Here is a 15,237-nt window from a genome sequence, read left to right on the forward strand (position 1 = left end):
CGGGGTTTCCCCGCCGCTCCACTGTGTGAGCGGGCTTTTACCCGGTTTATTCTTGAGTGAGAGAGACTGAACGGCTAAAGCCCCGATTGGGAGAAAGGGTACGTGGCTTTGATGACTGATGAGTTTCTGATCGTCCGTAATGTCAGTAAATCGTTCTCTGGAGTACAGGCCCTGAAGGAAGTCAACTTGGTCATTCGCCGGGGGGAGATCCGCTGTCTGGTCGGAGAAAACGGCTCCGGAAAGTCGACGTTGATCAAGCTGATCGCCGGCGTGGAAGTCCCCGATGCCGGAGATATTTTTATCAGTGGGAAACCCTACCCGCGACTGCATCCTATCGATGCCATCCGGGAAGGGATCCAGGTGATCTATCAGGATTTCTCGCTGTTTCCCAATCTGACCGCTGCAGAGAATCTGGCCTTCAATTATCAGTTGGAACAGAACCGCCGGCTGGTCAATTGGAAGAATATTTACGCCATCGCCCGGAACGCCATTTCCAACATCGGGGTGGCCATCGATCTCGATGCCCGGGTGGAGGACCTGTCCGTCGCGGACAAACAGATGATCGCCATCTCCCGGGCGCTGCTCCATGAGGCCCGCTTGATCATTATGGATGAACCAACCACGGCCTTGACTCGCCGGGAAGTGGAAGCCCTGTTCCGAGTGATCAAGAAACTCCAGTCGGAAGGGCTGTCGATTCTTTTTGTGAGTCACAAGCTGGATGAAGTGCTCGAGATTTCCGAGAAAGTCACGATCCTTCGCAACGGCCGCAATGTGGCCGATGGGGACACCCCCGACTTTGACCGTGCGAAGCTGGTCTTTCATATGACCGGCCGGGAGATCAACGAAACGGTGTATTCGTTTGAACCCTCCCCGGACGAACAACCCCTTCTCTCCGTCAGTAACCTGTCCCGGAAGGGGAGCTTCGCCGAGGTGTCCTGCAAGCTGTTTCCCGGAGAAATTCTGGGGATTACCGGACTCCTTGGTTCGGGGCGAACCGAACTGGCCATGGCCTTGTTCGGCCTCCGGCCCGCGACGAGTGGCTCGATCACCGTTGAGGGAAAGCGAGTTCGGCTTGCTTCGGTAGACGACGCCATCCGGAATGGGATTGGCTATGTTCCAGAAGATCGCCTGACCGAGGGCTTGTTTTTCCAGCAGTCCATCGGCAATAATGTGATCGCCGGGATTATCGACCGGATCCGCGGAGCCTTCGGCTTGGTCCGTGCCGAACAGAAGCGTTCGCATATCGATCAGTGGATCGCCAACCTGCGCATCAACACTCCCTCACCCTTTCTGCCGGTGCAGAGCCTCTCCGGAGGGAACCAGCAGCGGGTGGTGCTGGCCCGCTGGCTGGCCACCGCTCCCCGCATTCTGATCCTCAACGGGCCGACGGTGGGGATCGATATCGGGTCCAAGGCTGATATCCACCGGACCATTCGCGAGCTGGCCGGGCAGGGGATCGGGGTGATCATCATTTCCGACGATATCCCCGAAGTCGTGCAGAATTGTAACCGGATTCTTCTGATGGAGCGCGGCCGGATTGTCGAGGAGTTCATCGGTAGCGCAGTCTCCGAGAGGGAGTTGACCGAGAGGATGATCGGCAGTGCGGTGATCAGCGGAGAAAGGGTGGCTAACTGATCATGGAACGATGGTGGGTACCCGGGAAGCTGTTCAGCCGGGGGAATATGCTCAAAAAGTACGAGTTCTACATTGCGCTGATCGTCTTGGGCCTTTGCCTGGTGATCGGCAGCATCAACCCGGCGTTTTTTACCCTGCCGAACTTTTTCGATATCCTGCGCAGCAGCGTAGTCATGATGATTTTCGCTATGGGGGTCCTGATGGTCCTGGTCTCCGGGGGGATTGACATTTCCTTCACCGCCATTGCCGCTTTCTGTATGTACGTCACCGCCCAGTTTCTGAACAACATCGGTTATGAGGGGAGTATCGCCCTGGCTTTCCTGCTCTCGGCGATCCTGGGACTGTTCCTGGGCCTGATCAACGCGGTCCTGATTTCCACCTTCCGCCTCCCCACCCTGATCGTGACTCTGGGTACTGCGAACATGTTCCGGGGGTTTTTACTGGCCTTCATCGGGACCCGGATAGTGGTCCGCCTGCCCCCCGGGATGATCGATTTCGCCCGTTGGCAGATTTTTCAAACCACCACGGAGCGGGGGGGGACCGTGGGACTGTCTTTTTCCGTTATCCTTCTATTGATCGTCGTTCCCCTGGTCTGGTGGCTGCTCAATTACACGATGCTGGGAAGAGGGATTTTCGCGATCGGGGGAGACCGGGTCGCTGCGGAGCGGGCCGGGCTGAATATCAAAGTCATCCAGTTTTTCATCTACTGTTTCGTGGGCACTCTGGCCGGTGTGGCCGGGATCGTTCATTCCTCGCTGATCCGGAATGCCAATCCCTTCGACCTGGTAGGACTGGAGCTCTCGGTCATCGCCGCAGTGGTACTCGGAGGAGCGCGGATCAGCGGCGGTCATGGCACCATCATAGGCACCATCCTCGGTGTCTTCCTGGTGGTGATCACCAACAACAGCCTGATCCTGATGGGCATCCCCTCCTACTGGCAGACTGTGGCCGTCGGCGCCATCATCGTGATCGGTACGGGCATCACCGCCCTGCAGGGGAAAAGAGAGCGCCGCGTGGGGATCATGATCGACAAGAAACTCGGCACTTGATGCCGGGTAGGGACAGGAGGAGTCAGTCCACAGAATTCAGGAGACCGATGAAGGAAGGAGGTCTCGAACTCTCGTCTCCCGGGCCGGCCCCTTTACAAGGAGTTCCCCAGGCGGCGCGATCCAGAGCGTCAAACATGAAAATTGAAGGCGGGAGGAAGCGAGGAAGGGTTTCATTCATCACCGATCATCGTTCTTTTTTCAGAGCAGGAACGTAAGGACAAAGCCGGGTAGGAACAGCCGGCAACACTTGGTCCAGGTGGTTTGTAACCCTTCTACCCTCCTTTAGCTCTTTTACTATGTATTAGTCAGGAGGAAAATCATGGCTCGCGAAATTATCCAGACTAATGAAGATCCCCGTCGGGCCGATTCACCGAAACAACTGGAGATTATTCACGTTCTGAGTCGGGATCGGAACCTTTTGCGTCTGCTGATCATTACCGTCTGTATTTTTGTCCTCATGGGTTTGTTGCGACCCGAGCTTTTTTTCACGCTCCGGAATTTCCGCTCTATGTCCTTCCAGTTTCCCGAATTCGGCATCCTGGCCATCGGCATGATGCTGACCATGCTCTCCGGGGGGATCGACCTGTCCGTGGTCGGGGCGGCGAACCTCTCCGGGATACTGGCCGCCCTGACCATGACCAACTACATTACTCCGGAAACCTCCTCAGGAGGGGTTCTGGGGATCATCGGGCTGTCCATCCTCGTTTCCCTGACCATCGGTATCCTGTGCGGGATCTTCAACGGCTTGTTGGTGGCCAAAGTAAACATCCCGCCCATTCTGGCCACCCTGGGAACCATGCAGCTGTTTACGGGGACGGCCATTGTCATTACCCGTGGCCACGCTGTCCTGGGATTCCCGGACCAGTTCCTGTTTATCGGGAATGGCTTATTGTGGATATTTCCGGTTCCCCTCATCATCTTCACCGGAGTCGCCGTGGTTTTCGCCTTCATCCTCAACCGGGCCTCCTTCGGCTTCAAGTTGTACATGCTGGGGACCAATCCCACCGCTTCCCGCTTTTCGGGGATCAACAACACGCGGGTCCTGCTGAAGACCTACATGCTCAGCGGTCTGTTGGCCGGTCTGGCCGGTATCACCATGGTGGCCAGGACCAATGCGGCCAAAGCCGACTTTGGGACCTCATATATTCTGCAGGCGGTGCTGGTGGCCATTCTGGGGGGAGTCAACCCCAACGGAGGCTTTGGAACGATTTCGGGCCTGGTACTGGCCATCCTTTCCCTGCAGTTCCTGTCCAGCGGCTTCAACATGCTGCGCTTCAGTACTTTTTTCACGGAATTCGTCTGGGGTTTAGTCTTGATCCTGGTGATGGTCATCAACTACCTGAGTAACACTTACCGTTCTCGCTCCGGGAAGAAGAAAAGGAGCACCGCCACTGGCTGACCAATTCTTGGAATTGGATTTTTGTTGAGCCTTGACCGGAGGGAATGTATAGGCGGTTGGTCATTTGTGCCGGAATGCCCGACAGAAGCGACTCGTTTAAGTTATCCTCCGTGTTTCAGCGGATAGGACGAAGGGTGGTGATACCTGGTTCGTGGTGATTATTTTCTGCATTTCAGACAGATACCGTTCCAATAAAGCGAGCAAGAGGGGTTTTGATCTGGCTGGCCCGTTTTGCTGATTGACTGGGCCACCCCGCCGTGGCGGTCGGCTGGACTGCCCCCCTCCGATTGGACAGTAAGGGTGAGGAGGGAATACAGTCCAGTTCCCCACACCGGGGGACGCTGTTTCCCTTAAGGCCGCCAAAAAAAGGCGAACTGTCTGACAGTCAAAAAGACGTTATGTTCGAGTACGTTCTGAGCTGTGTCGCATCACCTCCTCGGGTGGACTGGTTTGGGACGGCCGCCCGGCTCGCAGGTATACCGTTGTCAAAGAGTACAAGGGTTTTGTCAAGTCATCTGGTCCGGACAGAGGTTTGGACTGGATAAGCAGGCGTGTTAACCCAACGATTGACGGCGTTTCCTGTATCTTCATCATGTCCTCTTGCCTTTCCAATGTCATTCCGTAATTGACAGTTGCGTCTCTTCATGTCTGAATATTGATGAACCAGGGGTTCCAACCGGCTGTCAAACACCAGGAAAAGTGGAAATACCCGTAAAACACAGGAGGGGGAATTAGAAAATGAAGGTTGGAGTCATTGTTTTTTCGCAAACCGGAAATACGTTTGCAGTGGCTCAGAAGTTTCAGGAAAAACTCGTTTCGTTAGGCCATACGGCTACGGTCGAGCGGGTGACGGTTATCGGAAAAACCCATCCCGGATCAAAAGATTTCCAGCTCGATTCAATCCCCCGTACCGATAACTACGATGCGTTCGTTTTCGGTGCTCCGGTTCAGGCCTTTTCATTGGCTTCGGCCATGGCGGAGTATCTGAACCAACTCCCCGCCCAGGCGGGAAAGAAAGCCGCTCTGTTCGTCACCAAACAGCTTCCTTTCTCCTGGACGGGGGGAGGGCGGGCCATCGGGCAGATGAAAAGAATCTGCGCTTCGAAAGGGGTAACGGTCACGGGGAACGAAATTATTATCTGGCCGAAAGTCCGTCGGGATCTATCCCACATTGAAGCCGTAGATCGTTTGTGTAAACTCATATGAACCGAGACGAAATAATCCTCATTTTGCGATAACTGCAGCAAGGAAAAATAGCCGATTACTGTGAGGGAGAAATTTTTCTGGATTTTTTAGGCCGTTAACCGGAGACGAGCAGGCCCACCATTGTGTTCGCCGGGGTGTTCGTTCAGGTAAAATACCAATGAGGTGTAGAAAAGGAGTGAGACATGGTGAAGTATACCTTCGAAGTAAGAGATCAAAAAGCCCAACCGGTTTTGTCCATCAGGAAAAAGACGACGGTGGAGAAACTGCCTGATCTCATCGGTGAAAGTTACACGAAGATCATGGATTATATGAACGAGCTTGGAGAACAACCGGCCGGTGTCCCTTTTACAGCCTACTACTCCCTGGATATGCATGACCTGGACGTGGAGATGGGATTCCCGGTTACCCGACCGCTACCGGAGAAAGATGAGATAAAAGCCGGAGAAACACCCGCGGGCAAGATCGTGTCGACCATGTATAAAGGACCCTATGCCGGAATGGAAGAGCCGTATACCGAGATGGCCAAATGGATCAACGATAATGGGTACAAGTCGACCGGCGTTTATTATGAATATTACTATAACTCGCCTGCAGATGTCCCGGAAAGTGACTTACTGACCAAGATAGTTATGCCGGTGAAAGAATCATAAAAAATAATTTCCCCTCTCCTATACGCTGTGGTGTTTGTTGAATAATGATGGTTCGGAAAACTATCAGCGTTTCAAGTCTGATTACTTTCCACATACGTGGGTATTGCGCCTATGCGATCGATTGATAACGAATGCAATTGGACTGGTTGCATAACTTAATAGCTTTGGTTATCATGAGAGACACTTAGGACCCGTGTTTACGGTGTCCCACACAGAAATCATTGCAGAATGTAGTTCGAGATATGAGATTCCAGATGAATCGAGCGTTACAGATAAGTGGATTCCTGATTCTGGCTGGGTTGACCATGTATTTGTTCGCCATGGCATTACAACAGGCCTGGATGGCTGACCCGGTCAGTGGTTTGGTGGTCGCTTTGATCTTTTTCGGTTTGGCTTATGAGATGCTGGCCGAAGGATTCAAGGTGTTCTCCCGGTTTGTGCCATTCAAAGTAATGACGTGGACCAACTGCCTTAATTTCCTTTCAGTAATTCTGGGTACCCTGGTGACTTATGCCCTCAGCGTAAACCTTGGCTTGGGACCGGTTATCGCTGCTGGATTGGTAGGCATCCTGGCCGCTGTTTTTTTCCCAGCTTACGGGGTGCCGATTTATTGCGGAGCCTTCGTGGGGATGTCCTCCAGCGCCTATTTTACCGACCATCCGCAGGTGGCTATGGCCGGTGTGTTGGCCGGATTGATTTACGTTGTCTCTACCGGAGTGTTAAACGGATTCGGAGGAAAACTGGGAACTATTGCCTATGGGGGTTCTTTAGTCATAGGAATCGTACTTGGAAGCACCTTCTCCAGCACTCCACTACCGAATTGGGAAGTCCGCTGGATCATGATTTTCTATTCGGTTTTAGCCTGCGTCGCGACATATTTCATAAGTATCTATTTGAAACAAGGTCCGGTCATGGCTTCCGGGATTGTCGGACTGGCGGGCGGACTGCTGTTGCCGGTTGTTTATCTTCCGTATGGTAACCTGTTGGCAGTCTTGGTGATTTGTGCCTCTTTTGCCGGGATGTCGAACAATCAACGCTTTCCCCGATTTGCTCCCCTTTTCTTAGGTGGAGCGTTTACCGGTATGATCTTCATTTATACCCTCGCGTGCCTGGGTGGGCCGGGGGGAAAGTTGGGGATCATCGGCTTTGGCTCGGTTATGGCCTTGCGCGGGTATCTGGATCTTTTTGAAAACTGGCGTAGTAGCAAGGCAATATTTTCAGATATGAAAAAAGAACTCTGAATTGTTCTTGATGCCCAAAAAGAACGTTAAAATAATTATATAATCAGGATGCTTACTTTTTAAGGTGGTTATAGATATTTTTGCTCATGTTTGATAGAATGGAGAAAATTTCCAGATTGGGAGGGCTGTATATGGCGGAAACCTTGCAGCAATTAGCCAAAGAACTCTTTGCGGGAAATGCCAAAGCGGTAGCCGAATTGACCCAGCGGGCACTGGATGAGGGTAATTCTCCTGGGGAGGTCCTGACCAACGGATTGATCAAGGGGATGGGCGAAGTCGGGACGAAGTTCAAGGCCAACGAGATTTATGTTCCTGAAGTGTTGATCGCCGCTCGAGCGATGAAAGCGGGAATGGGAATTCTCAGGCCGAAACTGGCCGATGCCGGGGTGGAACCACTGGGCCGGATTATTATCGGGACCGTCAAGGGCGATCTCCACGATATTGGAAAAAACCTGGTTTCCATGATGATGGAAGGTGCTGGTTTTGAAATCATCGACCTGGGCATCGACGTGCCGGCGGACAAGTTTGTCCAGGCGGTCAGGGAATCCCGATCTCAAGTGGTCGGGATGTCGGCGCTCTTAACCACGACCATGGTTCAGATTCGGGGGAACATCAAGGCCTTCGAAGAAGCCGGACTCCGTGATTCAGTCAAAATATTGATCGGTGGTGCACCGGTTACCCAGAAGTTCGCCGACGAAGTCGGTGCCGATGGCTATGCTCCCGATGCAGCCTCGGCGGTCGACACCACCAAAACATTGCTGGGTTTGGTCCCATAGTTTTTAATAAAGGGTGGGATACTCCACCCTTTATTATTTTCACTTAAATTAATTAAATATTTTATATAATATTTTCTTTAATGACTTATATTATGAGGAAAGACCCTTACGAATGAGGAGGATAAATTATGCTCAGCGATCTTGCCATCGCCCAAAAAGCGCAGCTAAAATCGATTACTGAAATCGCTGGTCAGATTGATTTAAACGATGACGATATCGAATTGTATGGAAAATATAAAGCGAAGGTTTCACTCGATGTTCTTGAAAAATTTTCCGGCCGGCCGCAGGGAAAATACATTGACGTCACCGCCATAACCCCGACACCCCTTGGGGAGGGGAAAACCGTTACTACTATCGGGTTATCCATGGGCCTTAACACTATCGGAAAAAAGAGTATAGTCTGCATCAGGCAGCCGTCCCTGGGACCGGTCTTCGGAATCAAAGGCGGGGCAGCCGGTGGTGGGTATTCCCAGGTCGTTCCGATGGAGGATTTCAATCTACACCTCACCGGTGATACTCATGCCGTATCTCTGGCCCACAATCTCCTGGCTGCGTTTATCGATAACCACCTTCACCATGATAACGAGTTGGATATCGACCCCTTCACCATCAGTTGGCCGCGGGTCGTGGACGTAAGTGACCGGGCGCTGCGTAAGATTGTCATCGGCCTGGGTGGGAAGGATAACGGGGAGCCCCGCGAGAGCGGTTTCGATATTTCGGTAGCCTCGGAAGTCATGGCCATCCTGGCTTTGACCACGGATTTAGCTGATCTTCGCCAGCGCCTTGGCCGCATCGTCATCGGATATAACCGGAAAAAACAGCCGGTGACCGCGGAGGATCTCTGCTGTGCCGGAGCGATGGCTGTGTTGATGAAGGAGGCTTTGAAGCCGAATTTACTGCAGACCCTGGAAAACAATCCCTGTTTCGTGCATGCCGGTCCCTTTGCCAACATCGCTCATGGGAACAGCTCTATCATTGCCGATCGGATCGCCCTGCGCCTTGGGGAGTACGTAGTGACGGAAAGCGGTTTTGGAGCCGATTGTGGCATGGAAAAATTCATGGATATCAAATGTCGTTATTCTGGTCTCACGCCGGACTGTGTGGTCATGGTCTGTTCCATTCGGGCCCTGAAGATGCATAGTGGAAAATACCGGGTGGTTCCCGGTAAGCCCCTGGATCCGCATCTGTTACAGGAAGACGTGGAAGCGGTGGAAAAGGGGGCCTCCAACCTGGTCAAACAGATTGAAAACGCCCGTTTGTATGGGGTACCGGTAGTGGTAGCCATAAACGTGTTTACGACCGATACCGAGAAAGAGCTCGAAGCGATTCAGCGGATTTCTCTGGAAAATGGAGCATACGATGCGGTCATATCCGACGTCTGGGCCAACGGCGGTAAGGGGGGAGCGGCTCTGGCCGAAGCAGTGGTGAAAGCATGTGATCAGCCCGCGGACTTTCAGTTTCTGTACCCGGACGAGGCTTCGATCAAGGAAAAAATCGAAACGGTGGCGGTCCGGATTTATGGTGCTGACGGGGTTTCTTACGATGCGCAAGCCGAGAAAAAGATCAAGCTGTTCACTGCCTTCGGCTGGGATAAACTCCCCATCTGTATGGCCAAAACCCATCTGTCGCTCTCGCATGATCCCAATCTCAAGGGCCGTCCCCGGGGATTCACACTCCCGATCCGGGACATCCGTCCTTCCATCGGTGCCGGCTTTCTCTATCCTCTATGCGGCGAGATGCGGACCATGCCCGGCCTGCCTTCCCAGCCAGCCGGAAACCATGTGGATATTGACGAGAATGGATCCATCGTCGGGTTGTTCTGATTTTCCTGGATTTGGATTATAATTGTTAATCCGTTAGCGATTCAATCCGATCGCCCCCTCTCCCTGTAAGAAAGGGCTCGGGGTGGGGGGTGTAATTTTGTTTGGGAGGAAACCTTGTGAAGGTCGACGTCACAGTCATCGGTTCCGGCGTAACAGGACTTACTGTTGCCCATGTCCTTTCAAGGGATCTTTCAGTCTGTGTTATCGAAAAGGAAGACCGGCTGGGGGGACTGGCCTGGCAACTGGGATGTAAGGCGACTGACGTCTGTCTGTACTGTGGGGTCTGCCATGCGCTCAACATGAAGGCCGCAGGTCGTTCCCCACTTGCAGAATCTTTTCCGGTGCGGTTGAACGAAAACATTGTGTCGGTACACCGGGTCAACGATCGGCTCTTACTGGCGACTTCCCGCCAGGAAGAAATCGAAACCCGGTGTGTCGTCCTGGCGACCGGAGTCCGTCCCTACCCCGCCGAGAAGACCTCGAACCTGGGATACCGTAAATATCCAGCGGTATTCACCGGATTTGATATCGAGCAGGGCTTGAACGAAGGAATTCTGGACATCTTTGCCTCCTATCGCTATGTCGCGTTTATTCAATGCGTCGGTTCCCGGTCGTTCAAGGAAAAAAGAGGGTACTGTTCCCGGGTGTGTTGCCGGTATGCCCTGCGGATCGCCGAGAATTTGAAATACCGCTATCCGGATCTGACCATCGATTTTTTCTATATGGATTTACAACTCCTCGGGGGGAAGAAGGAGAAACTCGAGGAAATAGCCCGATCCCGGGTCCGCCTGTGTCGCTTTATTCCATTTCGGACGGAAGAACAGGGCGGAAAATTGGCTCTCATGTTCGAAAACGAGACAAAGGTGGTCCGGGAACTTTACGATGCCGTTATCCTTTCAGTAGGCATGATTCCTTCAACCGATACCCTTGAGTTGGGTCGCCTGTTCCAGATAAATTTTCGGTCTGATGGTTTTATCAGGAACTATGGCCAGGGAAAAAGCAGCCGGAACAATGTGTATGTAGCCGGCACGGCTTGGGGACCGAACGATATCGAAGGTTCCATTCGTGATGCCCGCCGGGTAGCGGAGACAGTTGTCCGGGAGGTGAAAACTGGTGGGTAGGGCGCTGATTCTCGACCCCGAAAGATGGTTGCCCCTTGACCAGTGGATAAAACAGAGGGAACCGGGGGATGGGTGGCAGGTCGCTGTGGAGAGGAGAGGCGGGAGAAAGACCGACCGGTACGACTTGGTCTTCATCATTGGAGAGGCCGTCGGGTTGAACCGGGAGAGGATCGCCGAGGTGTGCGCGGAAAGGGGATGGAATCCTTTGCAAGCGGTGCCGTTTCCCTGTGATTTACGGGAAACCGCTAGCGTGGAACAGCTCTTGTCCCGATGGGACCAGTTCTTCAAAGCCACGCTTCGTACCTGGCAAACGGTACCGCAGGTCGCCGCAGAGCGCCTATATCCGAACAAGCGGATAGCTCTCTTCACGGAAAATGAGACGGAGCGGACCGGAAGAAGAATAGAATCTGCTTTGAAAAAATGGGGTTTGGACGTTGCCCCCCAGAGAGACGACTGTTTTTTTATCCGCCATGGCCTTGATTTCCAGGTGTTCTCCCCGGAGGGATCCGAAACGGTTGGGGCCATCATTCTCGTTCCTGAAGAGGAGGATTATTTCTCTTTGCGTTTTCCGGAAGAGGTCACCGAGACCCGGCGGATTATTACGCTTTCGGAGCTTGCGAAAAAAATGCATTTACGGCGATTCCGCCTGGAAACCGTCGTTTTTCTCGTTCCCCGGGTAACCACCCCTCCGGCTCTCTGGAAAAAAGTGTTTACTTTTTCACGCTCGTTGGCCGAGCGTCACGGCTCCCGGGTGGTTGTCCTGTGTTCAGAAACCGTAGTGGCGGGGGACGCGCTTGAGGAAGACTACCGGGAAGCGCGTAAAGCGGGTGTTCTTTTCGAAAAAACTGATCTTGGTTCCGTGGTTTTTTTACCAACCCTGGATATGCGTAAAGTTATTATGCGTTTTCGGACCGAGAGAGACCGTTTCGAAACCGAACTTTCCGGTCATTGGATTGTGGCTGTTCCGGAACCGAAGATGATTCCGTTCGACCTGGCAACCCGATTTAGGGAGGACCGTCTTCTGCGCCCGATAGTCCGACCAGAGAACGTCAACCTGGGACTCCATACCCTGAATGAACCAGGAATGTTCCTCTTCTCTAACTGGTTATCTTCGGAAGAGTTGGATAGTGCGGTACAGGACGTGTATGGCTACCTCGCCGAAGGGGTGGTGAGAGAGAAGGGGCGCCTGGAGGTCGATGAAGAGAAGTGCGTCCTGTGTTTGACCTGTCTTAGGACCTGTCCCTGGGGAGCGGTGTGTATCGAAGGAGAGAGCAAGCGCCGGAAAGCTCAGGTCCGGTGGGAGTTGTGTCGGGTTTGCGGCCTTTGTGCTTCTTCCTGTCCGGCCTCGGCCATATCGATAACCGGACACATCGAAAAAAGACAGAACCTGGAGCTGGCTCAGGGAGGCGCCCGCCGGTGAAAATTATTGCCGTGGCCTGTGACAAAAGCGGGGTAGCCGCAGTATTGCGCGCGAGGGAGGGATTGTTGAGAGACGGTGTGACGGTTGACCTCATACCGATTCCCTGCCTGGGCACCATCCGGGAGAGTCAACTTTTGGAGTTCCTGGAAGAGGAGATTGATGCCCTCCTTTTGGCGGGGTGTCCTTTGGACAGTTGCCATAACCTGGAAGGGAGCCGCTATGCCCGGGACCGGGCCCACCGGGTCAATGCGCTTTTACGGGAAGCAGAAGTTTCCAAGCGGGTACTCACAGCTTTTGTCACTGCCGAGAAAACTGGTGAAATTCGCAGAATAATTAAAGATTTTACCTGAACACAGGAGCGTTGTCCTGATGATTGTTGGAGAGAGGAAACCCATAACGGAAATAATCGAAGAGGTGGGCGATGCAGAAACTGTCCTGGTATTGGGTTGCGGCACCTGTGTCACCGTCTGCCTGTCCGGTGGTGAACGGGAAGCCCGTGAACTGGCGTCGTTATTGCGTTTGAAGGGAAAGTACGCCCGAGATATCACCGTTGAAAGACAGTGTGAACACGAGTTTGTACGACCGCTTTCTGAAGAGATCGAGAAAGTGGACGCGGTGATATCGCTTGCCTGTGGAGTCGGAACTCAGCTGATCTCCGAAACGTTTCCTCACCGCGCGGTTTACCCGGGCTTAAACACAACTTTTATGGGCTTACCTGTGGAACAAGGCCGATGGGAGGAACATTGCCTGGGATGCGGGAATTGCCTAGTCCACCATTTTGCCGGCTGCTGTCCGGTGACCAGGTGCGCGAAAAGTCTTCTGAACGGTCCCTGTGGAGGGTCCAAAGACGGAAAGTGCGAAGTCAAAACCGATCGGAGCTGTGCCTGGCAAATCATTTACGATCGCTTGAAACTTCAAAACCGGATCACTGACCTGGTCCGGCTGTATCCACCCAAAGACTGGTCGTCCTCCCGCTACGGCGGTCACCGGACGATGGTTCGGGAGGATATGCACCGGTGAGTTGGTTACAGGAAGTGCTCGGAAAAGGGATATTTGCGGTCACCGGGGAAGTGGGGCCACCCAAGGGGCCGAACCCTGATACAGTCATCAAGAAGTGTATCCAGATTAAAAAACATGTGGACGCGGTCAATTTTACCGATAATCAGACCGCGATTGTTCGAATGTCCAGCCTTGCCGCCTGTCTGGCCGCGAAAACCCTCGGGGTCGAACCGGTCATGCAGATGGTCTGCCGGGACCGAAACCGCATTGCCCTGCAAAGCGACTTTCTGGGCGCCTGTTCGCTTGGGGTGGAAAATATGCTCTGCCTGACCGGTGACCACCAGAGCATGGGCAACCACCCCCAGTCGAAAAATGTGTATGATATCGATTCTCTCCAGTTGTTGGATATGTTTCGAAATATGCGGGACTTGAAGCTTTTTGCCAATGGCGAGGAGGTCAAAGGGGAGATCCGGGCATTTTTGGGTGCAGGGGAAAGCCCCTATGCCGATCCCCTGGAATTTCGGGCGATCCGCCTGGCCAAAAAAGTGGCCGCCGGTGCCCAGTTCATCCAAACCCAGGCGATATTCGACCTGGAGATTTTTGAGCGCTGGATGGAGGAACTCCGTCAGATGAAATTGACCGGAAAAGTTTCGATTCTGGCCGGGGTGATTCCGGTCAAATCCGCGCGGGCCCTCCGGTACATGCGTAGCGAAGTACCCGGCCTGATTATTCCCGACCCTCTGATCGAGCGACTGGAGAGAGCTGAAGACCAGAAAGCGGAAGGGGTCCGGATTTGCGTGGAAACCATCGAACGCCTGAAAGAAATCGCGGGGGTGGCGGGAGTCCATATCATGGCCATTGCCTGGGAGAGCATCATCCCCGAGATTGTAGAGAGGGCTGGTCTCTATCCCCGTCCGCGCCGGGAGACGACGGGTTAATAAAAGGCTGCCATGACGATGACCAAGGGGCCTACCAGTCGGTGTCCGACGGCAATATTCAACCCTTTCACCCTTCTACCGTGTAATTATAAAGGGGGGATTATCGAGCGATGATCACCGAGAAGATCTTTGATGTCGGATTGAAACACCAGGTCGCCTGTCGGCCGGGGGGAGAGGGTCTGATGGCCTGTTTCGCCTGTGGAGTCTGTACTGCAGGCTGTCCGGTCAGTGAAGTGGAAAGCCGCTTCAATCCCCGGAGAATAATTCACCAGACGCTGATTGGAGATCGGGAGTCACTTCTGCGATCCAAAGAAATCTGGATGTGTATCGGATGTTATACCTGTACCGCTCATTGCCCGCAGGATGTGGAGTTCACTAACCTGTTGAAGGTGCTCCGGTCCATGGCGGTGGAAGAGGGATATGTTTCCAGGGAATGGTTGGCCATCGTCGAGGAGATTGATCGCCGGACGCAAGCTTTACGGCGGGATTTGATCGAACACCTCATCGATGCTAAACGTACTGGCTCGATGGATGAGTTTGACCGCTATTACCAGTCTGAAATTGGAAAGCTGGCTTGGGAACGAACCGAAGGTGAGATATGATGCGGCCGGAAAAAACCGGAAGCGTGATGATCGTTGGAGGAGGAATCGCTGGTATTCAATCTTCGTTGGACCTGGCCAACGCGGGATATCATGTGTACCTGGTGGAATCCTCACCAACGATTGGCGGCTTGATGGCCCGCCTGGACAAAACGTTCCCGACCAACGACTGCTCGATGTGTATTCTCTCCCCCAAGCTGGTGGAATGCGGCCGCCACCTGAATATCGATATCTTCTCTTACTCAGAATTGGAATCGATTTCCGGGGAACCTGGCCAATTCAACGTTACCGTGCGCCAGAAAGCCCGTTACATTGCCGTGGAAAAGTGCACGGGGTGTGGAGACTGTGCGGCGGTGTGCCCGGTCAAAGTCCCCAACCATT

Annotated in this window: 15 protein-coding genes; all 15 read left to right on the plus strand. The window is 53.4% G+C overall.

Features of this window, described 5'->3' with window-relative positions:
* Positions 1–111 precede the first annotated feature (111 nt).
* Positions 112–1,635, plus strand: a complete 1,524-nt coding sequence (locus VLH40_08565) for a sugar ABC transporter ATP-binding protein (protein HSV32055.1) — start codon at positions 112–114, stop codon at positions 1,633–1,635.
* A 2-nt stretch (positions 1,636–1,637) separates the two neighbouring features.
* Positions 1,638–2,684: an ABC transporter permease gene (locus VLH40_08570; GenBank protein HSV32056.1), complete on the plus strand. Its 1,047-nt coding sequence runs from the start codon at positions 1,638–1,640 to the stop codon at positions 2,682–2,684.
* Between the two features lie 319 nt (positions 2,685–3,003).
* Positions 3,004–4,083 carry an ABC transporter permease gene (locus tag VLH40_08575; GenBank protein ID HSV32057.1) on the plus strand — a complete coding sequence of 360 codons (1,080 nt, stop codon included), beginning with the start codon at positions 3,004–3,006 and terminating at the stop codon, positions 4,081–4,083.
* A gap of 738 nt (positions 4,084–4,821) precedes the next feature.
* Positions 4,822–5,289: a hypothetical protein gene (locus tag VLH40_08580; GenBank protein ID HSV32058.1), complete on the plus strand. Its 468-nt coding sequence runs from the start codon at positions 4,822–4,824 to the stop codon at positions 5,287–5,289.
* 182 nt (positions 5,290–5,471) lie between these two features.
* Positions 5,472–5,939, plus strand: a complete 468-nt coding sequence (locus VLH40_08585) for a GyrI-like domain-containing protein (GenBank protein HSV32059.1) — start codon at positions 5,472–5,474, stop codon at positions 5,937–5,939.
* A gap of 254 nt (positions 5,940–6,193) precedes the next feature.
* A complete protein-coding gene (locus VLH40_08590) occupies positions 6,194–7,180 on the plus strand; it encodes a hypothetical protein (GenBank protein HSV32060.1) in 987 nt (328 codons plus the stop codon).
* 131 nt (positions 7,181–7,311) lie between these two features.
* Positions 7,312–7,956: a corrinoid protein gene (locus VLH40_08595; protein ID HSV32061.1), complete on the plus strand. Its 645-nt coding sequence runs from the start codon at positions 7,312–7,314 to the stop codon at positions 7,954–7,956.
* Between the two features lie 128 nt (positions 7,957–8,084).
* Complete coding sequence (locus tag VLH40_08600; GenBank protein ID HSV32062.1) at positions 8,085–9,779, plus strand: formate--tetrahydrofolate ligase; 1,695 nt, start codon at positions 8,085–8,087, stop codon at positions 9,777–9,779.
* 116 nt (positions 9,780–9,895) lie between these two features.
* A complete protein-coding gene (locus VLH40_08605; GenBank protein ID HSV32063.1) occupies positions 9,896–10,900 on the plus strand; it encodes an FAD-dependent oxidoreductase in 1,005 nt (334 codons plus the stop codon).
* Positions 10,893–12,320 (plus strand): 4Fe-4S binding protein, encoded by a 1,428-nt coding sequence (locus VLH40_08610; GenBank protein HSV32064.1) that lies wholly within the window; start codon positions 10,893–10,895, stop codon positions 12,318–12,320. Before VLH40_08605 ends, VLH40_08610 begins: the two co-directional genes overlap by 8 nt.
* The gene (locus VLH40_08615) at positions 12,317–12,670 is read left to right on the plus strand and encodes a hydrogenase iron-sulfur subunit (protein ID HSV32065.1); all 354 of its coding nucleotides are present in this window, start codon (positions 12,317–12,319) and stop codon (positions 12,668–12,670) included. Before VLH40_08610 ends, VLH40_08615 begins: the two co-directional genes overlap by 4 nt.
* Positions 12,671–12,689: 19 nt before the next feature.
* The gene (locus tag VLH40_08620; GenBank protein HSV32066.1) at positions 12,690–13,340 is read left to right on the plus strand and encodes a methylenetetrahydrofolate reductase C-terminal domain-containing protein; all 651 of its coding nucleotides are present in this window, start codon (positions 12,690–12,692) and stop codon (positions 13,338–13,340) included.
* Positions 13,337–14,257 carry a methylenetetrahydrofolate reductase gene (locus VLH40_08625; GenBank protein ID HSV32067.1) on the plus strand — a complete coding sequence of 307 codons (921 nt, stop codon included), beginning with the start codon at positions 13,337–13,339 and terminating at the stop codon, positions 14,255–14,257. Before VLH40_08620 ends, VLH40_08625 begins: the two co-directional genes overlap by 4 nt.
* Positions 14,258–14,367: 110 nt before the next feature.
* Positions 14,368–14,859: a 4Fe-4S dicluster domain-containing protein gene (locus tag VLH40_08630; GenBank protein ID HSV32068.1), complete on the plus strand. Its 492-nt coding sequence runs from the start codon at positions 14,368–14,370 to the stop codon at positions 14,857–14,859.
* A partial coding sequence (locus VLH40_08635; protein HSV32069.1) for an FAD-dependent oxidoreductase occupies positions 14,859–15,237 on the plus strand: 379 nt, incomplete at its 3' end. The genes VLH40_08630 and VLH40_08635, both read left to right, overlap by 1 nt.

This window comes from Atribacteraceae bacterium (assembly GCA_035477455.1).
GTDB lineage: Bacteria > Atribacterota > Atribacteria > Atribacterales > Atribacteraceae > DATIKP01.

Coding starts and splice junctions, on each gene's coding strand:
- VLH40_08565 (HSV32055.1), top strand. CDS start 112: ATGACTGATGAGTTTCTGATCGTCCGTAATGTCAGTAAATCGTTCTCT.
- VLH40_08570 (HSV32056.1), top strand. CDS start 1,638: ATGGAACGATGGTGGGTACCCGGGAAGCTGTTCAGCCGGGGGAATATG.
- VLH40_08575 (HSV32057.1), top strand. CDS start 3,004: ATGGCTCGCGAAATTATCCAGACTAATGAAGATCCCCGTCGGGCCGAT.
- VLH40_08580 (HSV32058.1), top strand. CDS start 4,822: ATGAAGGTTGGAGTCATTGTTTTTTCGCAAACCGGAAATACGTTTGCA.
- VLH40_08585 (HSV32059.1), top strand. CDS start 5,472: ATGGTGAAGTATACCTTCGAAGTAAGAGATCAAAAAGCCCAACCGGTT.
- VLH40_08590 (HSV32060.1), top strand. CDS start 6,194: ATGAATCGAGCGTTACAGATAAGTGGATTCCTGATTCTGGCTGGGTTG.
- VLH40_08595 (HSV32061.1), top strand. CDS start 7,312: ATGGCGGAAACCTTGCAGCAATTAGCCAAAGAACTCTTTGCGGGAAAT.
- VLH40_08600 (HSV32062.1), top strand. CDS start 8,085: ATGCTCAGCGATCTTGCCATCGCCCAAAAAGCGCAGCTAAAATCGATT.
- VLH40_08620 (HSV32066.1), top strand. CDS start 12,690: ATGATTGTTGGAGAGAGGAAACCCATAACGGAAATAATCGAAGAGGTG.
- VLH40_08630 (HSV32068.1), top strand. CDS start 14,368: ATGATCACCGAGAAGATCTTTGATGTCGGATTGAAACACCAGGTCGCC.